Raw genomic sequence first — 25,045 nt, 5'->3', positions numbered from 1 at the left:
CCTAAGAATCAGCTCTTCCTATTAATTCATCACTAACTCAGCTGTGTGCTTTTTTTTTAACTTAGCCAACATGTCCGTTGTCATTTTGTCTAAATCGTATTCTGCTTTAAAGCCCCACTCTTTCATTGCTGCAGTTGCGTCAATAGAGTTTGGCCAGCTATCAGCGATTGTTTGACGAGCTGAATCTACTGCATAATCCATTGTAAACGTCGGAATGTGTTTACGAATTGATGCTGCAATTTGCTCTGGCTCGAAACTCATTGCCGTAATGTTAAATGCATTTCTATGCACTAGCTTACTTGGATCAGCTTCCATTAATGAAATGATCGCTTGTAAAGCATCAGGCATATACATCATGTCCATGTACGTTCCTTCAGCAATGTATGAGGTGTATACACCTTTTTTAATCGCCTCATAATAAATTTCAACTGCATAATCAGTCGTTCCGCCTCCTGGAGGAGCTACGTAAGAAATTAAACCTGGGAAACGGACACCGCGCGTATCTACGCCAAACTTTTGATGATAATAATCACATAGTAATTCTCCTGCTACTTTGTTTACCCCATACATCGTAGTAGGACGCTGAATTGTATCTTGCGGTGTATTATCTTTTGGCGTCGATGGACCGAATGCACCGATAGAACTTGGCGTGAAGAACTTACAGTTTAATTCACGAGCTGCTTCTAATGCATTTACAAGTCCGCCCATATTTAAGTTCCATGCGAATAACGGATTTTTTTCTGCTGTTGCTGAAAGTAAAGCTGCTAAATGAATAATTGTATCTACTTCATTACGCTTTGCGATATCATGTAGTTTTTGTCCATCTGTTACATCTAACGTTTCAAATGGACCAGACGTTACTACTTCACTATCTGTTTCACGAATATCTGTTGCAATAACATTTGATGCGCCGTATACATCACGAAGTTTCATTACTAGTTCAGAACCAATTTGCCCTAAAGAACCGGTTACTAGAATTTTTTTCATTTTCCCCACTCCTCATTTGCAAGCTATTCAAAAGATGTCGTTACTTAAATGATGCCCATTTCTTTTCCTACTTTTTCATACTTACGAATTGCTTCATCTAACATTTCTTTCGTATGAGCTGCTGTAGGCATATTACGAACGCGGCCTGTTCCTTTTGCTACAGTTGGGAACACGATAGATTTTGCGTATACACCTTCTTCATTTAGACGTTTACTAAATTCTTGTGTTAATACTTCGTCCCCAATAATACAAGGTGTAATTGGCGTTTCACTTTCCCCAATGTTAAAGCCAAGTTCTTTTAATCCTTGTTTTAAGTAGCGGCCATTTTCCCATAAACGATCGTGTAACTCTGTACTTTCCATTAAGATTTCAATTGATCTCATGCAAGCTGCTGCATCAGCTGGTGTTAATGCTGTAGAGAATAAGAATGGACGTGAACGAACTTTTAACCAGTCAATTAAGTTTTGTTTCCCTGCTACATATCCACCAATTACCCCAATTGCTTTTGATAATGTACCAATTTGGAAATCAACTTTATTAGAAAGACCGAAGTGCTTTACAGTTCCTGCACCTTTTCCAAGTACACCTGAACCGTGTGCATCATCTACGTATGTCATTAAATCTAACTCTTCTGCAATCTCAACAATTTCTGGTAGTTTTGCAACATCTCCATCCATCGAAAAGACACCATCTGTAATTACCATTAATTTATTGTAAAGACCTGATTCTTTCGCCGCGATTGCTTTTTGGCGTAAATCTTCCATATCAGAATGTTTATAAACAATAATTTTTGCTTTTGATAGACGACTACCGTCAATAATAGATGCATGATTTAATTCGTCTGAAAGAATCGCATCATTTTTATCCATAACAGCTGAAATCGCTGCCATATTACAGTTAAATCCTGATTGATAAGCAATTGCTGCTTCTGTATGTTTAAACTTTGCAATTGTTTCTTCTAACTTAATATGCAAATCTAAAGTACCGTTAATTGTACGAACAGCTCCTGCTCCAACACCGTACTTATGAATAGCACCAATTGCTGCTTCTTGCAAACGGCTATCTGTTGCTAATCCAAGATAGTTGTTTGAAGATAAGTTAATATATTCTTTTCCGCCTATTGTAATGATCGGTCCATTTGAACTCTCAAGCGGATCAATTACGTTATAAAGCCCCTTTGATTTTAAATCCTCTAAATTTTCTTCTAAAAATTTCGCAAGTGTTTTACTAGACATCGTGAAGCCTCCCATCGTTCGTGTAAGCGGATTATTATCTTAATAGTTCTAATAATCCCTCTACTAGCTTAACACGTTTTCAGAATTTATTATAGAAAAATAGTTTAAAGTAACCGCTTACAATTTTAGATTATATATGATTCATTACAATAAATCTATCATTTACTTTTCATATTTGATAGAATAAAAAAAATATTTGGGGAGGCTTCAAACATGGCATTTACAGAATCTGATGTATACAATAACACAGCATTTTTCGAACAATATATGAAACGAAGGTACCGAGAAAATAGCCCAAATGAATCCATTGAAAAACCAGTATTCTTTCAGCTCATTGGTCATGTGCAAGGAAAACAAATTCTCGATTTAGGCTGTGGTGACGCTAAGTTTGGTGCGGAATTATTAGAGAAGGGATGCTACTCTTACACCGGCATTGAAGGCTCCGAACTTATGTATGAAAAAGCTAAAAAACAACTAGAAAATAAAAATGGATCTGTTCATTTTTTAAACCTCAAAGATTATACCTACCCCTCTTCCACTTTTGATTTAGTAACATCTAGACTTGCCTTACATTATATTGAACATCTTGATACCATTTTTCAAAATGTGTTTCAAACTTTAAAAACAAATGGCACCTTTACCTTTAGCGTTCAACATCCCGTTATTACTTCTTCATTTGAAAGCTTACAAACAAGTGGTAAAAGAACGAGTTGGCTCGTCGATGATTACTTTAAACTAGGCAAACGGGTTGAACCATGGATTGACCAAGAAGTTATTAAATATCATCGTACAACGGAAGAGTATTTCACATTATTACAGCAAGCCGGATTTACCATTACATCATTAAAAGAAGCTACACCAAATCCAACCTATTTTCAAGAGGAAGAAGAGTATAAACGTCGCTTACGTATTCCTCTCTTCCTCTTATTTTCTTGTACCAAATAAAAAAAACGATGAATCACTCATCGTTTTTTATCTCATTGCCTGAGCAACTTCTTTAACTACACGTCTTCCTCTTCCGTGCGGGATACAAAGCGGTGTTCCAAACAACGGATCCGTACTAATTTGACACTCCATTCGGAATACATCACGTACTAGTTTCTCATCTACCACTTCTTCAGGTTTACCTTGTGCATATATTTGTTTATCTTGAATTGCTACAATGTTATCTGCATAGCGGCATGCTAAATTCAGATCATGTAATACCATAACAATTGTTCTTTGTTCTGTTTCATTTAATTCGAATAATAAATCCAGCACTTCAATTTGGTGAGTCATATCTAAGTATGTAGTGGGCTCATCCAGTAAAATGATATCTGTATCTTGTGCAAGTGTCATTGCGATCCAAGCACGTTGACGTTGCCCACCTGAAAGAGCATGCACATTACGCTCAGCAAATTCTGTCATACCTGTTGCTGCAAGTGCTTTCTGTACCATTTCCTCGTCTTTTTCTGACCATTGCTTCAGCCATGTTTGGTATGGATAACGCCCTTGCTTTACAAGTTGTAATACTGTAAGTCCTTCTGGTGCTTGTGGTCCTTGCGGTAAAATCGCCATTTGACGAGCAATTTGCTTCGTTTGCATACTTTGAATAGCTTGATTATCTAACAAAATGTCACCAGTTGTTGGCTTTAATAATCTAGCTAGTGAACGTAATAAAGTTGATTTCCCGCAACCGTTGGAACCGATAAAGATTGTAATTTCACCTTTTGGAATTTCTAAATTCAACTCATCAATAATAATTGTTTCACCATAAGACAACGTCAAACGTTTCGTCTCCAATGCTTTTTGCATATTCATCTCCCTTTATGAATTCCGACTTTTATAAAGTAAATAAATAAAATAAGGTGCACCAATTGCTGATGTAAATACCCCTGCTGGAATTTCAAGTGGTGTGAAAACTGTACGCCCAATTAAATCTGCAGCAAGTACTAGAATTGCACCAACAATAGCTGCAACTGGGAGTAATGCACCGTATAAAGAACCAACCAATCTTCGTGAAATATGAGGTGCCATTAAACCGACAAATCCAATCCCTCCGGCAAAAGCTACCGCACCACCAATTAAAGCTGTACTAAGTAATAGCATAAATACACGCGACTTCGTTAAAGGAACCCCAAGTCCTACCGCTATATCATCCCCTAGCTCTTGTGCATTTAAATGCCTAGCTGCGATAAATGATATTACTGTTAAAATGAGAACCCAAGGCGCAAGTACCATAACATTTTGCCAAGAAGAGCCGTAAACGGTACCCGTAATCCATACATTTGCTTGGCTCGCTTGATAAATTGGTGCTAGCAACATAAATAATGTTGTCGCAGCCTTCGTTAATGCCCAAAATCCAACACCAATTAAAACGAGACTAATTGGTGATAATCCATCATTTTGCCATGCAAATAAGTATACAAAAACCGCTACAATCGTTGCTCCTGCAAAAGCTGCGAGCGGCATATAATGAATACTTACCGTTAGTGCATTATTTTTATCACTAAATAGCGCTAAAAATAATACAACTGCGACACTTGCCCCGCCCGTAATCCCGATGATATCAGGAGAAGCAAGTGGATTTCGAACAAGCCCTTGTAAAATACAGCCCGCTACCGCGAGCGCAATTCCTACGAGGATAGCAATTAAAATACGCGGCATACGAAACTTATTTACAACCATGTTTGACATCGCATCGCCATTTCCGGTAATTGCTTGCCATACGTCATAAGGAGCAATTTTCATGTCTCCCATACCTGCGCTCGCAAAGAATAATCCTATTAAAACAACTAGTAAACTTAACAAGACGAGACAAGCTCGTTTATACATTAAAAACGAGAGCTCGCCTTTTCCTATACGAAACGGAATATATTTCTTCATTTGCTAAGCCCTCTCTTACGTGCAATATAAATAAAGAACGGTGCTCCAATAAATGCTGTCATAACTCCTACTGGTACTTCTTGTGGCATAATGACATATCTTGCTGCTATATCAGCCAATATTAGTAGTATTGCCCCTAACAATCCGCTATAAGGTACTCTCCATCTGTGGTCAACTCCAACAAGAAATCTAGCAAAATGCGGAGTAATAATTCCAATAAATCCAATTGGACCAGCAACCGCAACTGAACCACCAGACAACAGTACAATAATAAGTAACACGAATGATTTCATTAAAATTGTTCGTTGTCCAAGTCCTTTCGCGACGTCTTCTCCCATCATCAATGTATTTACTTTCCCTGCCATCATAAGAGATGCAATCCATCCTATTAATAAATATGGGAATACAGATTGTAAAATTTCTAACTTTCTCCCTTGCACAGATCCAGCAAGCCAAAATAATACCTCTTCAAGTGCTTTTTCATTTAACACAAGTAATCCTTGTGTTAATGATGAAAATAACGCACTAATTGCGACCCCTGCTAACGTTAACTTAAGAGGAGTAGTCCCTTCTTTTCCTAAAGAACTAGAAGCAAATACAAGTACAGCTGCAACCGCCGCTCCTAAAAAGGCGATCCATGTGAAAGCTGATAATGATGTTACTGAAAAGATTACAATTGCTACAACTATGAAGAACGCAGCACCTGAATTTAATCCAATAAAATCTGGAGAAGCAAGTGGATTCTTAGTTAAAGTTTGCATAAGACAACCAGCAATGGCTAAACTAGCACCAACACTAGCTGCAATTAACGCCCTAGGCAGACGTACATTTTGAATAATAATATGTTCATTGGAACCGTTAAAATGGAAAAAAGCATCCAATGCTAGTTTCCAACTCGTATTTGTATATCCGAAAATAATACTTCCCCAAATACAAATAACGACTGCAATGATTCCAACAAATAATCCAATCCATTTTGCTCGATTTGTTTTTAATAACATGCAGCGTTTCCCCTTCAATGTATAATGATACGTTGTTAGTGTATTTCAACTTAATTCTTATTGTCAACGGAAATGAGAATTATTTTCATCCATATGTATTGACAATCAAAAGATAAAGGCTTAATATCATGCTTGCTATTGAAAAATATTCTCAACATGTAGGGGGTACATAATGAATTTCATGCGGAAGAAATCGTTTACAGTATTTGTATTTTTACTAGCATTTTCAATGCTTTTAAGCGCTTGTGGAAAATCAAGTAACAAAGAAGAATCTACAAAAGAAGATAATAAAAAAGAAGTGGTTACTGTAGAACATGCAATGGGTAAAACAGAGGTTCCTGCTAATCCAAAACGTGTAGTTATCTTGACAAATGAAGGAACTGAAGCTTTACTTGAATTAGGTGTGAAACCAGTTGGTGCTGTAAAGTCTTGGACTGGTGACCCATGGTATCCACATATTAAGGATAAAATGAAAGATGTAAAAGTTGTTGGTGATGAAGGACAAGTTAACGTTGAAACAATTGCTTCTTTAAAACCAGACTTAATTATCGGTAACAAAATGCGTCACGAAAAAGTGTACGAACAACTAAAAGCAATTGCACCTACTGTGTTCTCAGAAACATTACGTGGTGAATGGAAAGATAACTTCAAATTTTATGCAAAAGCATTAAATAAAGAAAAAGAAGGTCAAAAAGTTGTAGCTGATTACGAATCACGTATGAAAGATTTAAAAGGCAAACTTGGCGATAAAGTAAATCAAGAAATCTCTATGGTTCGTTTCATGCCTGGTGATGTTCGTATTTATCATGGTGATACATTCTCTGGTGTTATTTTAAAAGAACTTGGATTTAAACGTCCTGGAGATCAAAACAAAGATGATTTTGCAGAGCGTAACGTATCTAAAGAGCGTATTTCTGCAATGGATGGTGACGTATTATTCTACTTCACATTCGATAAAGGAAATGAGAAAAAAGGATCTGAATTAGAAAAAGAATATATTAATGATCCGCTATTTAAAAATTTAAATGCAGTAAAAAATGGTAAAGCATACAAAGTTGACGACGTTATTTGGAATACAGCTGGTGGCGTAATGGCCGCTAACCTACTATTAGATGACATCGAAAAACGCTTTGTTAAATAATATTTCCTTAACCAGCTCCCTTCTATGGAGCTGGTTATTTTTCAATTCACTTAAATGTCACATTATTTCGTTTTGTATTTTTATTCCCAATATGTTATATTGGGAAAGTAAATAGAATATATTTTCTTTATATAAGAATAAATATTTTAATCTAAATTTTCTGATTAATCACTATTTTATTTTCTTTTAGAATTCAATTATTACATTTGAAAACGCTTATCATCTCGTTTTCAGGGCAAAATACAGTAACGGTCGAAGAAAAATAGAACTTTTTTAGAAATTTTCTTTCTATTTCCATATAATTCTATTGACTTCTAAATATTTTGTAAATTAAAATGATTACATAAATATCCGTTATACAGGATTAGGGGGAAACAAAAATGGATGCAGCTTTAAAATTAGACAAAGCTGGAGAGCAACAATCACCAAAAAAACATCCACCAGGGTTGTACTTGTTGTTCTTAACAGAAATGTGGGAAAGATTTAGTTATTATGGAATGCGTGGCCTTTTAGTTCTTTATTTAACAACTGCTGCTGTTAGTGGCGGGTTAGGATTTGATAAGGCAGTCGCAGTGCAATTATATGGTACTTTTACAGCGGCAGTATATTTCATGCCAATTATAGGCGGATGGCTAACGGATCATTATATCACAAGACGTCATGCCATTACTCTCGGCGGAATCATCATGGCAATCGGCAACTTTGTACTATTCTCAATGAATACAAAAACAGGACTATTCCTTGGATTAATACTATTAGTTATTGGTAATGGATTCTTCAAACCAAATATTTCTACACTGTTAGGTGAATTGTATGGCGAAAATGATTCACGTCGTGACAGTGCATTTACTATCTTCTATATGGGTATTAACGTAGGTGCTTTCTTTGCTCCACTTATTTGTGGATTTTTAGCAGAAGATTTCTTTAAAACAAGCGCTAATGGCGTTATTGTAATGGGATATAAATACGGATTCTTAGCAGCTTGTATCGGTATGATTATTGGACAAATTGTTTTCAACTTATTAGCTCCTCGTTACCTTGGTAAAGCAGGAACAACAGTTGTCGGCAAAAAATCAAAAAATCAACCTGTAGTCGAAAAGAAACCTTTAACAAAACAAGAGAAAAATCGTACTTGGGCAATTGTAATTTTAACTTGTTTCGTAGTATTCTTCTGGGCAGGATTTGAACAAGCTGGTAGTTCTCTAACACTTTATACAAATAAATTTGTTGATCGTACAATTTTCGGTTGGGAAGTTCCAACATCTTGGTTCCAATCAGTTAACCCAGCATTCATCGTACTACTTGCACCATTTGTATCTATGCTATGGTTAAAACTTTCTAAAACAAAACGCGGTGATTTAAAAGTACCAACAAAAATGGCATTTGGTATGATTTTACTAGGTATAGGTTATCTTGTTTTAACATTAGCAGTTCTAAAAACTGGAAGTAGTGAAGCAGATATAACTGTCAAAGCGAATTTATTATTCATCGTTATCACTTATCTCTTCCATACAATTGGTGAGTTATTCTTATCACCAATCGGTCTATCAATGGTAAGTGCAATTGCTCCTGTAAAATTAGCATCATTACTAATGGGAGTATGGTTAGCTGGTACGGGTATGGCTAACTGGTTAGCTGGTAAACTTGCTTCCTTTACACAATCATTAGGATACCTTGAAGTATTTGCAAGTATCGGTATTATCGTTATCGTCTTAGGACTTGTACTCCTTCTCTTCTCTAAAAAAGTTGCGAGTATGATGGAATAACAAAAAGACGCTTCTAATTTTAGAAGCGTCTTTTCTATTACTTCTCCTCTAAAGCCGTCACGTTCACGTGAACGCTTTCTCCAGGATTAGATACATCATACACTTGAGCAACTCCACTCTGCTCGTCACAGCTCTCAATCCATACTGGTACGCCCTCATATGTAACGTCAATGCTACTTGAAGAAGATAAGATTTGTTTCACACGTTTTACATCCATACTACTATTCCTCCTTTTGCTTACTACACTCCTTTCTATTTTTTCTTTTCCTTTTAGAATATATTCCGTAAGGCAGCATGTTGATTGATAGTCATTTCTTCCTCACATGCTAATATTTACTCTCTCGCTACCTTTCTGACAAATAAAAAAAGACGTATATTCTACACGTCTTTTTCCATAATATTCAAATTTTAAGAAAATAATGTTTTTACTACCGCACTTACTTTATCATTATGGATTTGATAATACACTTCTAATCCTCGTCTTTCAAAGCGCACTACTTTATTTTGCTTTAACTTCGTTAAATGTTGTGAAACCGTTGATTGCGGAATTTCTAATACTTCCTGTAGTTGTGTTACATTACATGTTCCTCTTTGCATAAGTTCCATTACTAGACGTAGACGAAGTGGGTGAGCTAACGCTCTTAACATTTGTACATCTTCTTCTGAAATACGACATTCGAATTGATTTTGGTTCATAAAGTTCCCCTCATTTTCGTTTTTATTTGCGTTTTTATGTTCTTTTTATTTATTTATATATCTGTTCTTATATTTCCTGTTACGACATAACTTTATCAACCTATAAAGCCGAAAAATTTTTCCATCTTCATCAGCAAAAATTCAGGAAAAAATCCTTGCTGATTTTGAATATTATACTATATGATATAACGAAAAAGCAAAATAATGGCCTACGAATACTTTGCTTGCAAACGTTGTTTTATCAAGCTTTTTGTTATATTTTCACCTCATTGAAATGCACAGTAACGGTATTGTAAAATATCGTCTATAATTGATAACCTATCGTAATGTAGTTGAACTATACTTAACCTCTTTGTTACGCTAAAAGGAATTTTCAGTAAAAAGAGATGATATGGTATTAAAAATTCATTTCTTATTTTTTATTCGTATTGCAAGCGGTTGAATTGTTGTGAAAAACTTCCTATTAAATCCACTCACCGTTCCTCTCTCACTAAATCAAACAGGACAGATAAGTGCATATATCAAACTTTAATCAGTGGGGGTTTTGTTCATCCCCACTGATTATCAGCCCTCACCAACCAGGCGTTTACGGGCAGCCCGATCCCCACCTAACTTCTTTGCATCCGCTAAATTTTGAGGTGTGGGTCTTACTGCCCGTTAATGCGGGATAAGAGACGGCATCTAATATACACCTATAGGGAACATGCCATCTGAATAAGCAAAATAATATGCAAATAATTTATACAGCACACTTAAATTCATTTGAGTGTGTTTTTTGTCTACTTTATGAACAAAGCTTTTCTTTTAACACTATTATGGAATAATTATACTTTTTTACGTTGACAATAGTGTTGAAGGAGAATATACTAAGCATGTAAGTTGATTGTGAATAGTTTCACAAATAATGTGAATTTCTTCACATATAATAGATAGGAGTTGTCATTATTATGAGTACTTGGACACAAATTTATGATCCATTAAACAATATTTGGTTATCTGCACTAATCGCAGCACTTCCAATCTTTTGTTTCATCATTTGTTTAATGGGATTCAAAATGAAAAGTTACATGGCTGGTCTTTATAGTGTGATTGTCGCTATTATCCTTGCAATATTTGTTTATAAAATGCCAGCAACAGTAGCTGTAGCATCTGCTGGATTCGGTGTTTTATCTGGATTTTATCCAATTTGTACTATCGTTATCGCCGCAATTTTCCTTTACAAATTAACTGTTAAAACAGAGCAATTCAATATTATTCGCGATAGTATTTCAAGCATTACAAATGATCAACGTTTACAAGTATTATTAATTGCTTATTCTTTCGGTGCTTTCTTAGAAGGCGCAGCTGGTCTAGGGGTTCCAGTTGCTATTACAGCTGCACTACTCGTGGGTATGGGCTTTAATCCATTAAAAGCAGCAGGTATTTGTTTAGTAGCTAATATTGCTGGTGGTGCTATGGGTGCTATGGGTATTCCAGTTACAGTACCAGCACAATTAACTGAACTTGACGCATTAACTATTGGTCGTCAAACTGTTCTTATTTTACCTTTCATTAGTATCATCTTACCTTTCTTACTTGTTTCAATGGTCGATGGAATTAAAGGTATTAAAGAAACTTGGCAAGGTATTCTTGTAAGTGGTGTTTCTTTCGCAATTACTCAGTTCGCTGTAACTTACTTCTTAGGCGCAGAACTTACTAACATTTTCGCAGCCGTTGTAAGTATGATTGCTCTTGCATTATTCTTACGTGTTTGGCAACCAAAATCTTCTACTAAAAAAGAAAAACAAGAAACTAAAGTATCACATACATTCAATCAAATTTTATATGCTTGGTCTCCATTCGTATTCTTAACTGCATTTGTAACAATCTTTAACTTAAAACCGATTAAAGCTTTATTTGCTCCAGATGGTGCGTTAGCAAACTTAGTATTTAACATTCAGTTCCCTGGTCTTCATAATGCTGTTATGAAAACTACACCAATTACAAAAGCTGATACACCTTTCGCAGCTGTTTTCAAATTCGATGTATTCTCTTCTACAACTACTGCGATTGTACTAGCAATTATCGTTTCACTTATCGTTTACCGCGTAAAAGGTAAACTGGTTAAAGAATTAATGATTGAAACAATGAAAGAATTAAAAGCTCCAGTATATACAATTTGTAGCGTTATCGCTTTAGCTTACGTAGAGAACTACTCTGGTATGTCATCTACACTTGGACTTGCATTCTCTTCTACTGGTAATGCATTCCCAATTCTTTCTCCAATCTTAGGATGGATTGGCGTATTCATTACAGGTTCAGTAGTTTCAAGTGGTTCTTTATTCGCACCACTTCAAGCAGTAACAGCAGACCAATTAAACATCGTTCCTTCTACACTCGTTGCCCTAAACGTAGTAGGTGGTACAATGGCAAAAATGGTTTCACCACAATCTGTAGCAGTTGCTTGTGCAGCAGTTGGACTAGTTGGTAAAGAATCTGCTCTATTTAAAACAGCAATGAAATACAGTTTAATCTTCTTAGCTGTTATTAGCTTACTTCAATTAAACGCTGTGTTTAATATCTTTTAAAAATAAAACACCGATCCAAATGGATCGGTGTTTTTCACATTATATTTTTTTATTTTTTAATAAAGAAGCTCCAGCAATTTCAGGATGTGTCATTTCAAATGGATCTAAAATAATATCCAATTCTTCTTCTGTCAGTACACCATGTTCTAAACATAACTCTCTAACAGACTTTCCTGTTTCAATTGCTTCACGTGCAATACGCGATGCTGCTTCATAACCAATATGAGGATTAACTGCTGTAATAATTCCAACACTTTTCTCAACATATTGCTTCAGCAATTCTTCATTTGCTGTAATTCCTTCAATACAATATTCACGGAATACACGGAATCCGTTATTCATAATACTTATAGATTGAATTAAATTAAATACAAGCACAGGCTCCATTACGTTTAACTCTAATTGTCCTGCTTCTGATGCTAAGCAAATTGTATGATCGTTTCCGATGACTTGGAATGCGACTTGGTTAATTACTTCTGCCATAACTGGATTTACTTTTCCTGGCATAATCGATGAACCTGGCTGACGTGCTGGCAATTGAATTTCAGCTAACCCAACACGTGGACCAGACGCCATAATACGAAGATCGTTTGCAATTTTAGACATGTTCATCATACATACTTTAAGCGCTGCAGATACTTCTGTGTATGCATCTGTATTTTGCGTTGCATCAACTAAATGCTCTGCACCAACAAGTGGGAATCCACTAAACGTTCTTAAATGTTTTACCACTTGTTCAATATACGTAGGATTTGCATTTAATCCTGTACCAACAGCTGTCGCCCCCATATTCACTTCATATAAATGTTGACGAGACTGTTTAATTCTTTTTATATCACGCTCAAGCACTCGGCTATACGCTTCAAATTCTTGTCCAAGGCGAATTGGAACTGCATCTTGTAAATGTGTGCGTCCCATTTTAATAACGTGATCAAACTCTTTTGCTTTTTTACGAAAAGCAGAATGAAGTTCTTCCATTGTAATAAGAAGCTCTTCTAACATCATAAGAGTTGCAATATGAATCCCTGTTGGAAACGCATCGTTCGTTGATTGAGCCATGTTCACATGAGTGTTTGGGCTAATTTTCGCATATTCCCCTTTTTCATATCCCATACGCTCTAACGCTCTATTCGCAATTACTTCATTTGTATTCATATTAATAGAAGTTCCGGCTCCGCCTTGAATAGGATCCACGATAAATTGATCATGAAACTTTCCATCAACAATTTCTTGCGCTGCTTCTGCAATTTCATGTCCAATGTCTTTAGCTAAGTAACCAGTATCTATATTCGCAAGTGCCGCCGCTTTTTTCACAATTGCCATTGCTGTAATGAGTGATGGATGAATGCGGTATCCTGTAATTGGGAAGTTTTCTACGGCACGTAATGTTTGTACACCATAATAAGCTGCACTTGGTACTTCTTTTTCACCTAAAAAATCTTTTTCTATACGTATATCCTTCGTTGCTATCATTTTTATCACCTATACTTTTTCATTCTAAATCCTTATCCAAAAAATCCGCCCTCTAAAAACACGAGTATCATTCAGAAGAATTTTTCAGTATCCACCTTCACTATATAGCACCTTTTTTGAAAGCGCAAACATTTATTTTTCTGTATATCCTTTTTATTAAAGTTTATAGAAAATCATTCTTCTACTTTCCTTATTTCCACTCGTTTAATTTGATGCATATCCTTTTCAAGGACTTTAAAATAAAAACCGTGTTTCTCAATAATATCTCCTTCAGCAACGATTTGTTTTTGTACCATAATCCAGCCACCAATTGTATCTACATCATCAGCAATTAAATGTATGCCAAGCAAATCATTTACTTCACTAATAAGCACTTTTCCCTCTACGATTTTATATCCTTCACTTACATGCTCTATAGGTGGATTCTCATCTTCATCGTATTCATCTCGAATCTCTCCAACAATTTCTTCTAAAATATCTTCTAGTGTAACAATCCCTGCTGTACCACCATATTCATCATATAATACAGCTAATGGAATGTGTTTTCTTTGCATTTGTAACAGTAAATCATGAATTGGAATATTTTCTAGCACTTCAATAACTGGCCTTGTATATGGCATAATTGAGCACTCCTCGTCCCGATTACCATCCATATAACGAATAAATAAATCTTTTACATTTACCATCCCAATAATTTCATCTTTATCTTCACCAAATACAGGATATCTCGTGTACTTTTCTTGTGCGATGACTTTAATATGTGTTTCAAATGGTTCGTCCTCATATAAGCCTACAACTTCCGTACGAGGTACCATAATTTCTTTTGCTACTCTATTATCAAATTCAAAAATATTATTTACATATTTAAATTCCCTTTGGTTAATCTCTCCGCTCTCATAGCTCTCAGATAAGATTAACCTTAATTCTTCTTCTGAATGAGCTACTTCATGTTCAGAAGCTGGATGTAATCCGAATAAACCAGTTACAACTCTCGCTGAACCATTTAAAGCCCAAATAAACGGGTACATAACTCGGTAAAAATAAATAAGTGGTTTCGATAACAATAAGCTAACTTGTTCTGCTTTTTGTATAGCAAATGTCTTTGGAGCAAGTTCCCCAATGACAACATGTAAAAATGTAATTACTGCAAAGGCAATAATAAATGAAACTGTACTGGAAATTGCAGGTGAGAATTGTAATTTTAAAAACAACGGCTCGAGTAAATGTTTAATAGTTGGTTCCCCTAACCACCCGAGCCCTAAAGCAGTAATTGTAATACCTAGCTGACAGGCCGATAAATACTCGTCTAAATTTGAAGTTACCTTTTTAGCTGCCAGTGCACCTCGTCTTTTTTCACTAACGAGTTGATCAATACGACTGCTACGTACCTTAATAATTGCAAATTCAACAGCCACAAAAAATGCTGTTAACCCAATAAGAATGACTACCATCAATAATTTTAAAATATCCACATATGTCCTTTAGCTTTCTTAGCTAAAGTTACACCTCCTTTTAAAAAGAAGTTTCACTTTAGTTTCTTCAATTATTGGAAAGCAACTCTATATAAAATCCACCAATTTTCAAACCTCATACAATTCTAAAGGTAAACCATCAGGGTCTTGGAAAAAGACGAATTTCTTCCCCGTTATTTCATCAATACGGATTGGTTCTGTCTTAACACCACATTGGTTTAAATGCTTCACAGCTTCTTCTATATTTGTAACAGCAAATGCTAAATGTCTAAGACCGGTTGCTTCTGGAAAACTTTTGCGCTCAGGCGGATTTGGAAATGAAAATAATTCGATTTGATACTCTTCTCCTACACATAAATCTAATTTATAAGAATCTCGTTCCTTTCTATATACTTCATTAATCTCTTTAAACCCTAATATTATAGTATAAAAATTCTTTGACCTCTCATAATTCGAACAAATAATTGCAACGTGATGCACTCTACTTATATTCATACTCTCTCTATTCCTTTCTTTACCAAAGATGCATATTCTCCCTTGAAATGAAAAACATATATAGCAGAATATCTCTTTTAGGGGGCTTATCATGAAATTCATTACTTTTTTCGTCGGACTAATTGTTGTTTTCTTGCTGGCTTATATTGCTAGCAATAATAAGAAGCATATTAAATTTAAACCAATTTTTATCATGCTTATTATACAGTTAATTTTAACTTATTTACTATTAAATACAGAAATCGGCCTCATACTTATTAGAATCATTTCCAGTTTGTTTACCAAGCTACTCGAGTATGCTGCTGATGGAATAAATTTCGTATTTGGTGGTCTTGCAAATAAAGGTGAAATGCCATTTTTCCTTACTGTATTATTACCAATCGTCTTTATTTCTGTTTTAATTGGTATATTACAACATTTCAAAATACTACCATTTTTTATTCATTGGATCGGGTACTTTCTTAGTAAAATAAATGGTCTTGGGAAATTAGAATCTTACAATGCTATTGCCTCTGCCATTGTCGGCCAATCAGAAGTTTTTATTACAGTGAAAAAGCAATTAGCTCAAATTCCAAAACACCGTCTTTATACACTTTGTGCCTCTGCTATGTCAACCGTATCTATGTCTATCGTAGGTGCCTATATGACAATGATTGAACCTAAATATGTAGTAACTGCACTCGTTCTCAATTTATTTAGCGGTTTTATTATCGTACTCATCATTAACCCTTACGACGTTAAAGATGACGAAGATATTTTAGAAATCAAAGGTGAAAAACAAAGCTTTTTTGAAATGCTTGGAGAATACATTCTTGATGGTTTTCGTGTAGCCATTGTTGTCGGCGCTATGCTCATCGGATTCGTCGCATTAATTAGTTGTATTAATGACCTGTTCCTCATTATATTCGGTATTACGTTCCAACAATTAATCGGCTATGTATTTGCACCTATCGCATTCCTTATCGGTGTACCAAGTTCTGAAATTGTCGCAGCTGGCAGCATTATGGCAACGAAGCTTGTAACGAATGAATTTGTCGCAATGATGGACCTTAGTAAAATTTCTAATAGCCTTTCTCCCCGTACAGTTGGTATTATTTCTGTTTTCCTTGTGTCTTTTGCCAATTTTTCTTCCATTGGTATTATTTCAGGTGCGGTAAAAGGACTAAACGAAGAACAAGGAAACGTTGTTGCGAGGTTTGGCCTTAAATTACTATATGGAGCTACTCTCGTTAGTATTTTATCTGCAATTATCGTAAGCATTATGTTGTAATTAGGTAAAATTTTATCATTTTCTTATCCCTATCTTTTGTATACAATAACGAATAGATGTCTTATAAAGTGAAACTTTACTCAGAGGGGGCTATCCCCCTCTGAGTATTAGTTGAACCAATCGGGCTTTTACGGGCAGTTAACTCCCACCTAACTTCCTTGCATTCGCTGGACTTTGAGGTGGGAGTTTTACTGCCCGTTAATGCGGGATAAATAATCAAGACATCTATTTTTTATACATGTACAATCGCTTTTATTTAGCGTAAAATATTTTTTATGTGTTTGAATACACTTCTAAATGTATACACTTTGATAGTTTTAAAGGAGAAAAAATGATGAAATCCGACCCGAACAACAATACGCGAGCCAAAAAAGGACGCTCAAAGAAAAAACGCCTACTTTGGTTCCTTCTTATTCCATTACTAATTGTAGCACTTGGAGCAGGAGGCTACTCCTTCCATATATACAGTAAAGCAAAGTCCGTCTTAAATAATGCTTATGCTGAACTAGGTCGAGGAGATAAGTCCAGTAAACGCGAAAAAGCTGTTAAACCTATGACCGACAACATTTCTGTACTAATTATGGGTGTTGATGAAAGTGATATTAGGGAAAAAGGTTATGGAAAAGCAACTCGAACAGATGCATTATTACTTGCAACAATTAATAAAAACGATAAATCCGTTAAACTTGTAAGCATTCCACGTGACTCACGCGTCTACATTAAATCACGTGATAAATACGATAAAATCACACATGCGCACGTATTCGGTGGTGTAGACAGCACAATCGATACGGTAGAGAACTTTTTAGATGTTCCAGTTGACTACTATGTAAAATTCAACTTTAAATCATTTATTAAAATTGTTGATTCCCTTGGTGGTATTACTGTAGACGTTCCAGTTGAGTTCACAGAGCAAAATAGTAAAGATGAAGCAGATGCAATTCATCTAAAAAAAGGACGTCAACATTTAAATGGAGAAGAGGCACTGGCACTGGCTAGAACTCGTCATATCGATAGTGATTATATGCGTGGTCAACGACAACAGCTTGTATTAGAGGCCATTGCTGAAAAGGCACTATCTCTTAATTCCATTAATAAAATCGGAGGCCTACTAGACGCTGTCGATAAAGACTTAAAAACCAATTTAACTTTTGATGATATGATGACAATTACAAAAAATTCAATGGATTCAAATTTAAAGATGGAAAAAATGCAAGTAGAAGGTACAGATAAATATATAGGTGGTATTTATTATTACGTTCCAAATGAAAAAAGCGTCGATAATATTTCGACAAAACTACAAGAACATCTCGGTGTTACGAATAAAAATGAGCATAAAAAATTATAATAAAAAGGCTGCTAGATTTTTCTAGACAGCCTTTTTATTATAATTTTCAACATATTTTTCATACACATTGTGACAAGAAGTGACAATTATTACAGCGGTGTAACATTTTTTATGAAAACATTACACACACAGTGAAAATAATAGTATACTAGTACGTACATAATGTTATTTTCATCATTTTTATACAAAAAATGTAATACATATATTTATACATAAATTTCTGGGGGGAAATAAATGAAGCTAAGTAAAATACTGATCGGTTCTGCAATTGCTGGGGGCATATTACTTTGTGTAGGCGGTGTTGGGGGATATCAATATGTCTCCAAATTAAATAATCAATTAGATACTACTGCATTACCAAATACTACATTTGAAGGTATTTCTCTCGATGGAAAAAATAAGAAAGATATTCAAGCAATTATTAATCAAAAGGTAACTGAATTAGATCAAAAATCCCTTACCTACATATTCCAAAACGATAAACAAACTTATACATGGAAAGATTTAGGGATAAATTATAAAGAGAAAGATATTATTGACAAAATCTTTAAAGAACAAGAAGGAAACGTAATGAATCGTTACAAAATGCGTAAGCAAGCTGAAAACGGTGAATTAAAACGTGACTATAAATTAACACCACAATTAAATGCAACAGCTTATGAAACCTTTATAAAAGATAAATATAATGAAACATTAAAAAATCCTGTTAATGCAGAATTCAGTATTGAAGGCTCAACAGTAAATGTTAGTCAAAGCCAAAACGGAGAAAAAATTGATAAAGGGAAACTAAACGGTTTAACAAACGAAGCTATTACTACCGGTAAATCAGATGTTACATTGCCAGTTACATTCATAAAACCAGAACGCTCTACAGAAGACATACAGAAAATGGGGATTAAAGAAGTCATTGCTGAATATTCTACGCCAATGGCTGGCCGTAACGGAAATCAATCATTTAACGTAAATAAGTCAGCCAATACTTTAAGTGGGGTTATTGTCGCACCTGATGAAACGTTTAGTTTTAATGGCCGCGTTGGCGTAACTGATGCTGCACACGGTTATAAATCTGCAGCAGTATATTCACAAGGTAAAGTAATACAAAGTGCAGGCGGAGGAGTTTGCCAAGTCAGTAGTACATTATACAGCGCAGCTTTAAGGGCAGATTTAGGAATTGTTTCTCGAAGCAATCATTCTATGCCGGTAAATTATTTACCACTTGGGCAAGATGCAGCAGTAGCAGATTATGGTCCAGATTTAAAATTTAAAAATAATACAGGCAATCATATTTATATTCAAGCATTTTCAAATGGAGGTAGTATTACTACACGCATTTTCGGTACAAATACTGGTAAAAATGTTGAAGTTTCTTCTCAAGTAATTAGTAGAACTAGTGATAAAATAACAGCGGTTACGTATAAAAAAGTAACACAAAACGGGGAAGTAATATCAAATGGACAAATTTCAAAAAGCGTATATAAAAGCGCTGCAAAAGAATAGATAATATCAACCGAATAGCATAAAGAAAAAGGCGTGATTAAATCACGCCTTTTTCTTTTGCAGTAATAGTAAAAAAGTTTCAAGATGGTCTTTCGTTTCTTCTAAAGACCACATACGATTCCCTTCCTTCGCAGCTAATACACACGCCTCTTCCCACACGTTCTTTTTCTTCATATTTATTAATTCATCACGTAATTTCAAAACAATTTCTTCGTCTTCTTGTTCAATAAACTCTTCCATCACGCTTACTATTTCATCCTCATGAATACTTAACGTACAGTACGATTTAAGAAAGTATTGTAATGTCGTATACATAATGTACTCCCCCTTCTTATTTATCAGATGGATAAGAAGTAATAATCTTAAACCCTAATTCCCCTGACTTATCTCTTGCTAAAACAGTAACAGTTTTTACTAACTTGTCTTTTACACTCATATTTTTCTTTATTACCGTTTTTCCAACAGGGAATGAATGAGTTGTATTTAATACGAGACGAGCCTCTTTAGAATTTTTTAACCAATCTTGAATTTCCTTGTCATGTTGCTTCAAGCTATCTTTTACAGCTTTCGTCGCTGTTTCTTTATCATAGTATGTACTTGCGGCTGACACTTTATCTGTCTTCAAGCGATTCTTCAAATCCTCTTCTGACTTGCCTACATGTCTTTCAATCGTATGACCATTTTTAGGTGGTCCTTCCATTTCATCTAAAATATTATCACTAATTTTTTCTACCGATGTAGCTTGATTCCCTGTCTGTTTCTCTGGTTTTTGTTCTTTTCCTGCACATCCACTTAAGATCAGCATTAATGCCAATAAACTACTGAAGAAAAGACTGCTTATTCGTTTCATCATATCACCTCTTCCATGATTATTATCGCAACTTCACTAAAAGTCAATTTCACAATAAAAAAATCTATCAGTTTTCATTTTTTTCATCTGTTTTTCCATATTTACCCGCGCAATTTCATCAACCCTCTATTTTCCGAGTTTTATAATATATACCCCCTATATTTTATAATTATTTCCCAGAAAAAATCACCAATAACATAACTATAAAACTCTTTTGTACAAAGGTTTTTATAGCATTTTTCAAAACAATTTAAAATACCCCTGTTTTTATATACCCAATACCTATATAAGGTATAAAGACACCTTCTTATCAACGTTTTTCTACATTATGTAAATTTATCCTTGCCTATACAATCGAAATATGGTGTAATGCAAAAAAAGATAAAGGATTTTAAACCATGGCTGAAACGATTCAAAATTTCTTAACAGAATACTATTCAATCGCAATTCCACTTAGTATCTTAATTAACATCATCATTAGTCTTTTAGGTGTTATTCCTAGCATCTTTTTAACCGCCATTAATATACAGCTCTTCGGTGTAACAAATGGCACAATCATTTCGATCGCAGGTGAGGCCTTAGGGGCTATTATCTCGTTTTATATTTATCGCATGGGCCTTCAAAAGTTCACTCACGATAAAGTAAATAAGTATCCAAAGGTAGAGCGTCTTCTTTATGTAGAAGGTAGAGAGGCCTTCCTACTCGTTCTATCGTTTCGATTGATACCTTTCATCCCATCAAGTATCGTGACTTTATTTGCAGCTCTAGGGAAAATGTCATTACTCTCCTTCAGTATTGCCAGTACAATAGGTAAAATACCGGCCTTATTGATTGAAGTATATTCGGCATATCATGTTATGAACGGAACAAATGAAGCGAAGTGGATTGTAACAATCGCAGGCACTATTGGATTGTTTTATTTGTGGAAAAAATGGAGAAAAAAATAAAGAAGGAGCATCGGCTCCTTCTTTATTTTTGAGGTATTTTATTAATAGCTATCCCTTAAATCCTTAGTTAATACCAACAGCACTAAATGATTGCTTAACTGCTGCTACTTCCGCAGAAGTCGCACCATATAAATCAGCTGCAGCTTGTACTGCACCAGCACGAGCTTGGCTAAATGTAGTAGATTGCGTGAAATATTGTGTGTTTGCACGGTAATAAATTGCACCTAACTTATCTTTACCAATGCCCGTTACAGTTACACCCGAATGCGTACCGCCATTTGCTAATAAATAAGCTTGTTTGTTAATAATACCACTGTTTGTATGAACGCCACCGTTATCACTTGAACCTGTGTAACGCTTAGAATAGTGGTCTGGGTCACCATATTTCGCTGGATCACTCATAGAGCGAAGCGCGTCTCCTGCTTTACCAGGTGTGTAAATATCTTCACCAATCTCCCAATCCGGGTTACGGTTATCATAGAATTCTACTAAAGTACCAAAGATATCAGAAATCGCTTCATTTAAAGCCCCTGATTCATTTTGATAAATTAGATTTGAACTATTTTCCGTAACAGCATGCGTTAACTCGTGACCAATTACATCAATTCCACCAGATAATGAAGTAAACGTTACACCATCACCATCTCCGTATACCATCTGTGATCCGTTCCAGAATGCATTGTTATAATTACTTCCGTAATGAACTGTCGATTTTAACGGCGCTCCTGCATCATTAATAGAATTTCTATTAAACGTAGCTTTATAATAATCATATGTTTTACCTGCATAGTAATGAGCATCTACTGCTGCTGCATCATACGCTGCATTGAAAACATTATCTGCATCTGCCCATAATGTTCCTGGTAATGTTGAACGATTTTTCGCATCATATGTGAAAATCGTTGCCCCGCGTGTATTATCTTGTAAGTAGTAAGATGATCCAGATAACGTTGTATTAAGCGACTTCGTATCTCCTAATACACCTTTACCAGTTCCTACTTTATTCGTTCCTGTAACAGGCTTTACAACAGCTTTCGCATCCTGTTTAGGAGCCTCTTGCTTAACTGGTGACTTATCATCATTCGTTACATGATCAATTGTATTAAACTTATTTAATACTTTACCGCTGTCTGCCTCAATGAAATAGTAGTAGTTTCCTGGGCTTGGATCTAAGAAGTTTAGATTTACAACGTATGCATATGTTGTTTCCTCACCGTTTTGATATACATATAAGTCCGCTTTTGGTTCTACCTCATATTTCGGTGTTACCCCTAAATCTTGCTGCGCAATTTCAATTGCTTTTGCGCCTTCAATCTTATTTTTATTTTTCAACTTTTCCTTTTTGTCTAAATCAGGTGCAACTGTTCCAGACAATACTTTTAAAGAACCGTCTTTACTTACGTGAGCCACTTGCGTAGAACCCCATACAGGTACTCCTTCGTAAACTTGTTGCATACGTACTACTGTTGAATCAGTTACAGCATCTTTCTTCACTTGTTTCACTTTGAAAGAATCTTGCGCACTCTTTTCCCCTAGCTTGTAATCACCTTTTGCTGCGTTTAAGTAATCAAACACAACAGATTCTGCTTTCTTACCAGTCGCTCCAGTTAGATCACCAGAAATAAACTCAGGTGACTGTACTGTCTCATTGTACTTCTTCGTAGAGAGTACATTTTTAGAATCCGCAAATGCAGAGCCTGTCCCTCCAAACGTAGTAACTGCCATTCCTGTCGCTAACACTAACGCTAAACTTTTCTTTTTCATGAACCTTCCCCCTAATAAAAAATTTTTTGAAAAAGAGTAGTTTCATATTAGCATTATGTTTCCACTATTAATATACTAAAAATTCAAATAATTATTTTCTCAAGTTTTGTAGAATTTTGAGGAACAAATATTGAAAAACCCCTTTCCGGTTGGAAAGGGGTTTCTGTTAAGAATTTATTAATTCTACTACTTTTTCTCCTTGACCATAAATATCCGATGTCCAAGCATATTGCGGTTCCAATACCACTAATACAGCTACCAAAGCCAAAGCACCAATAATTATTTTTTTCATATTATTTTCCTCCCTTTTCTTCTAATAAATTAATTGCTAATTTATAGTAGTTATTACTTTCCTTAAATTCTAGTAATTCCTCGTGATATCCTGCTAGTTCTAAATACACCATTTTTAATTCCTTTTTATTTTCTTCGCCTCTAAAAAATGGGATTGCCTCAACTTCTAAAAATCTTTTATAAACATCTTTCGTTTCAAAGTATTTATTCTTAAGCATTGAAAGTATATATAGCATACTTTTATACTTTTCATCCCTCTTGGCAACATCTATTCCTTTATTAATCCAATCTTTCGCTTCTTCAAATTCTTTTAATTCAATACACTGCAAAGCGATCTCATACACTGCATCAATATAATTTAAATCCTCTTCCTTTTTGTACTTTAGGCATTGTAAATAATAATCTTTTGCTTTTGAATAATCTTTTAAGTTATAGTACAAGAAGCCTAAATTATTTAAAGCAATAGCTGTTATACTTTCTTTATCAGCAAAAGAATTTGCTTCCCTCAAAATATTATTATAAATAGATAGTGCTTCATTATATTGCTTTTTTTGTATATAACTCAACGCAATAAGTAACTGGCAATTTATCACATAACGGAATTTATATTCATTCTTAAATCCTTCCATTGCTACATTAGCAAAATGTAAAGTCATATGTTCAACTTCTAATTCATTATAAACAAGAGCTAAATTGAAATATATTCCATTCTCATGATAACCTTGTTCCTTTGCCATTACTTCTGTTCGAGTCAAATACTCCAATGCCTTCTTATATCTATGTTGTAAAAAATAATATAACCCTTTGCTATACGTATATAATAATTTTTGGAATGGTGAATACTTTTTGTACATCTTCTTTAAGCTCTCTAACTCTTTCTCGACAGCAGGAAAATCCCTTTTCATAATTAAATACCGCGTATACAGCAGTTTATAATAATTTATAATTTCAAAATCCAACACATGCTTCATTTCACCTTGCAACTCTTCATATATACGTTCTACTTGTTGCTTGTCCAAATGAACTAGTGCATTCAACCATTCATCCAGCTTCCCCTTCACATCTTCTTCTACATCTCTCAAATCCGTCACAGCAATTTCTAGTCTTGTGCAGAGCAATTGTAGAATTTCTTCTGATGCTTCGATCTTTCCATTTTCGATCTTACTTAAGTATGAGACAGAACAAATGCCCTGACATAATTCTTCTTGTGTCATTTTTTGCTGAAGCCGTTTGTAAAAGACTTGTTTGCCTATTTTTTCTAATGTTTGTTGCATTGTCCTCCTCCATTCTCATTACCCCATTACTCTAATAATACATAAAATTCGGAGAAATATAAATTGATAAATATAAATTTTCTAAAAAATATGCATAATTTCATTT

23 protein-coding genes are annotated in these 25,045 nt (G+C 34.9%); 8 read left to right on the top strand and 15 right to left on the bottom strand.

The window, feature by feature from the left end:
- Positions 1-21: 21 nt before the first annotated feature.
- Together MHI26_RS03145 and MHI26_RS03140 are read right to left on the bottom strand one after the other, a co-directional pair.
- Positions 22-987 carry an L-threonine 3-dehydrogenase gene (locus MHI26_RS03145; RefSeq protein ID WP_061668105.1) on the bottom strand — a complete coding sequence of 322 codons (966 nt, stop codon included), beginning with the start codon at positions 985-987 and terminating at the stop codon, positions 22-24.
- Positions 988-1,031: 44 nt separating this feature from the next.
- Positions 1,032-2,222, bottom strand: a complete 1,191-nt coding sequence (locus MHI26_RS03140; RefSeq protein WP_000095912.1) for a glycine C-acetyltransferase — start codon at positions 2,220-2,222, stop codon at positions 1,032-1,034.
- 213 nt (positions 2,223-2,435) lie between these two features.
- On the opposite strand from MHI26_RS03140, the gene MHI26_RS03135 reads away from it, so the two are divergent.
- Entirely contained in the window at positions 2,436-3,167 is a 732-nt protein-coding gene (locus MHI26_RS03135) for a class I SAM-dependent DNA methyltransferase (RefSeq protein WP_061668104.1), read from the top strand.
- A 27-nt stretch (positions 3,168-3,194) separates the two neighbouring features.
- On the opposite strand, the gene MHI26_RS03130 is transcribed toward MHI26_RS03135, so the two are convergent.
- From MHI26_RS03130 to MHI26_RS03120, 3 genes are read right to left on the bottom strand one after another with little or no spacing between them, the layout of a single operon-like run.
- The gene (locus tag MHI26_RS03130) at positions 3,195-4,016 is read right to left on the bottom strand and encodes an ABC transporter ATP-binding protein (RefSeq protein ID WP_061668103.1); all 822 of its coding nucleotides are present in this window, start codon (positions 4,014-4,016) and stop codon (positions 3,195-3,197) included.
- Positions 4,017-4,028: 12 nt separating this feature from the next.
- Positions 4,029-5,087 carry a FecCD family ABC transporter permease gene (locus MHI26_RS03125; RefSeq protein WP_061668102.1) on the bottom strand — a complete coding sequence of 353 codons (1,059 nt, stop codon included), beginning with the start codon at positions 5,085-5,087 and terminating at the stop codon, positions 4,029-4,031.
- Positions 5,084-6,088 (bottom strand): FecCD family ABC transporter permease, encoded by a 1,005-nt coding sequence (locus MHI26_RS03120; RefSeq protein ID WP_000925232.1) that lies wholly within the window; start codon positions 6,086-6,088, stop codon positions 5,084-5,086. Before MHI26_RS03120 ends, MHI26_RS03125 begins: the two co-directional genes overlap by 4 nt.
- Before the next feature lie 172 nt (positions 6,089-6,260).
- Between MHI26_RS03120 and MHI26_RS03115 the strand changes: the two genes are divergently transcribed.
- Positions 6,261-7,229 (top strand): ABC transporter substrate-binding protein, encoded by a 969-nt coding sequence (locus MHI26_RS03115; RefSeq protein WP_001010281.1) that lies wholly within the window; start codon positions 6,261-6,263, stop codon positions 7,227-7,229.
- Between the two features lie 380 nt (positions 7,230-7,609).
- Entirely contained in the window at positions 7,610-8,995 is a 1,386-nt protein-coding gene (locus MHI26_RS03110; RefSeq protein WP_000338329.1) for a peptide MFS transporter, read from the top strand.
- A 37-nt stretch (positions 8,996-9,032) separates the two neighbouring features.
- On the opposite strand, the gene MHI26_RS03105 is transcribed toward MHI26_RS03110, so the two are convergent.
- Together MHI26_RS03105 and MHI26_RS03100 are read right to left on the bottom strand one after the other, a co-directional pair.
- Positions 9,033-9,212 (bottom strand): acid-soluble spore protein H, encoded by a 180-nt coding sequence (locus MHI26_RS03105; protein WP_000382688.1) that lies wholly within the window; start codon positions 9,210-9,212, stop codon positions 9,033-9,035.
- 191 nt (positions 9,213-9,403) lie between these two features.
- Positions 9,404-9,691 carry an ArsR/SmtB family transcription factor gene (locus MHI26_RS03100; RefSeq protein WP_001075219.1) on the bottom strand — a complete coding sequence of 96 codons (288 nt, stop codon included), beginning with the start codon at positions 9,689-9,691 and terminating at the stop codon, positions 9,404-9,406.
- Between the two features lie 947 nt (positions 9,692-10,638).
- Here MHI26_RS03100 and MHI26_RS03095 point away from each other — a divergent pair.
- On the top strand, positions 10,639-12,258 hold the full coding sequence (locus MHI26_RS03095) for an L-lactate permease (RefSeq protein WP_061668101.1): 1,620 nt from the start codon (positions 10,639-10,641) through the stop codon (positions 12,256-12,258).
- A 39-nt stretch (positions 12,259-12,297) separates the two neighbouring features.
- On the opposite strand, the gene aspA is transcribed toward MHI26_RS03095, so the two are convergent.
- The 3 genes from aspA to gloA2 form a co-directional block, all read right to left on the bottom strand.
- A complete protein-coding gene (aspA, locus tag MHI26_RS03090) occupies positions 12,298-13,731 on the bottom strand; it encodes an aspartate ammonia-lyase (protein ID WP_000562136.1) in 1,434 nt (477 codons plus the stop codon).
- Positions 13,732-13,904: 173 nt separating this feature from the next.
- Positions 13,905-15,203 carry a hemolysin family protein gene (locus MHI26_RS03085; RefSeq protein ID WP_000353319.1) on the bottom strand — a complete coding sequence of 433 codons (1,299 nt, stop codon included), beginning with the start codon at positions 15,201-15,203 and terminating at the stop codon, positions 13,905-13,907.
- Between the two features lie 108 nt (positions 15,204-15,311).
- Entirely contained in the window at positions 15,312-15,698 is a 387-nt protein-coding gene (gene gloA2, locus MHI26_RS03080; protein ID WP_061668100.1) for an SMU1112c/YaeR family gloxylase I-like metalloprotein, read from the bottom strand.
- 91 nt (positions 15,699-15,789) lie between these two features.
- On the opposite strand from gloA2, the gene MHI26_RS03075 reads away from it, so the two are divergent.
- The 3 genes from MHI26_RS03075 to MHI26_RS03065 all read left to right on the top strand — a co-directional run bounded on the left by MHI26_RS03075 (position 15,790) and on the right by MHI26_RS03065 (position 19,813).
- On the top strand, positions 15,790-16,968 hold the full coding sequence (locus MHI26_RS03075) for a NupC/NupG family nucleoside CNT transporter (protein ID WP_000668865.1): 1,179 nt from the start codon (positions 15,790-15,792) through the stop codon (positions 16,966-16,968).
- A gap of 331 nt (positions 16,969-17,299) precedes the next feature.
- The gene (locus MHI26_RS03070; RefSeq protein WP_042972342.1) at positions 17,300-18,316 is read left to right on the top strand and encodes an LCP family protein; all 1,017 of its coding nucleotides are present in this window, start codon (positions 17,300-17,302) and stop codon (positions 18,314-18,316) included.
- Between the two features lie 234 nt (positions 18,317-18,550).
- Positions 18,551-19,813, top strand: a complete 1,263-nt coding sequence (locus MHI26_RS03065; RefSeq protein ID WP_061668099.1) for a VanW family protein — start codon at positions 18,551-18,553, stop codon at positions 19,811-19,813.
- A 42-nt stretch (positions 19,814-19,855) separates the two neighbouring features.
- Here the strand turns inward: MHI26_RS03065 and MHI26_RS03060 are convergent, their stop codons facing one another.
- Together MHI26_RS03060 and MHI26_RS03055 are read right to left on the bottom strand one after the other, a co-directional pair.
- Positions 19,856-20,128 carry a hypothetical protein gene (locus tag MHI26_RS03060; protein WP_000288806.1) on the bottom strand — a complete coding sequence of 91 codons (273 nt, stop codon included), beginning with the start codon at positions 20,126-20,128 and terminating at the stop codon, positions 19,856-19,858.
- A 16-nt stretch (positions 20,129-20,144) separates the two neighbouring features.
- Positions 20,145-20,663 carry an RNase A-like domain-containing lipoprotein gene (locus tag MHI26_RS03055; RefSeq protein WP_000822689.1) on the bottom strand — a complete coding sequence of 173 codons (519 nt, stop codon included), beginning with the start codon at positions 20,661-20,663 and terminating at the stop codon, positions 20,145-20,147.
- 398 nt (positions 20,664-21,061) lie between these two features.
- On the opposite strand from MHI26_RS03055, the gene MHI26_RS03050 reads away from it, so the two are divergent.
- Entirely contained in the window at positions 21,062-21,610 is a 549-nt protein-coding gene (locus tag MHI26_RS03050) for a TVP38/TMEM64 family protein (protein ID WP_000852234.1), read from the top strand.
- A 63-nt stretch (positions 21,611-21,673) separates the two neighbouring features.
- Here the strand turns inward: MHI26_RS03050 and MHI26_RS03045 are convergent, their stop codons facing one another.
- From MHI26_RS03045 to MHI26_RS03035, 3 genes are all read right to left on the bottom strand, one after another.
- Positions 21,674-23,374 carry a M4 family metallopeptidase gene (locus MHI26_RS03045; RefSeq protein ID WP_000730373.1) on the bottom strand — a complete coding sequence of 567 codons (1,701 nt, stop codon included), beginning with the start codon at positions 23,372-23,374 and terminating at the stop codon, positions 21,674-21,676.
- Positions 23,375-23,540: 166 nt separating this feature from the next.
- Positions 23,541-23,666, bottom strand: coding sequence for an NprX family peptide pheromone (locus MHI26_RS03040; protein WP_000720172.1), 126 nt, complete (start codon positions 23,664-23,666; stop codon positions 23,541-23,543).
- 1 nt (position 23,667) lies between these two features.
- Positions 23,668-24,939 (bottom strand): helix-turn-helix domain-containing protein, encoded by a 1,272-nt coding sequence (locus tag MHI26_RS03035; RefSeq protein ID WP_053565271.1) that lies wholly within the window; start codon positions 24,937-24,939, stop codon positions 23,668-23,670.
- Positions 24,940-25,045 lie beyond the last annotated feature (106 nt).

Origin of the sequence: Bacillus sp. FSL K6-1218 (assembly GCF_038006445.1) — a bacterium.
Taxonomy (GTDB): domain Bacteria; phylum Bacillota; class Bacilli; order Bacillales; family Bacillaceae_G; genus Bacillus_A; species Bacillus_A thuringiensis_S.
The sequence above is the reverse complement of the archived record's forward strand: the minus strand, read 5'-3'. Positions and strand labels throughout refer to the sequence as shown.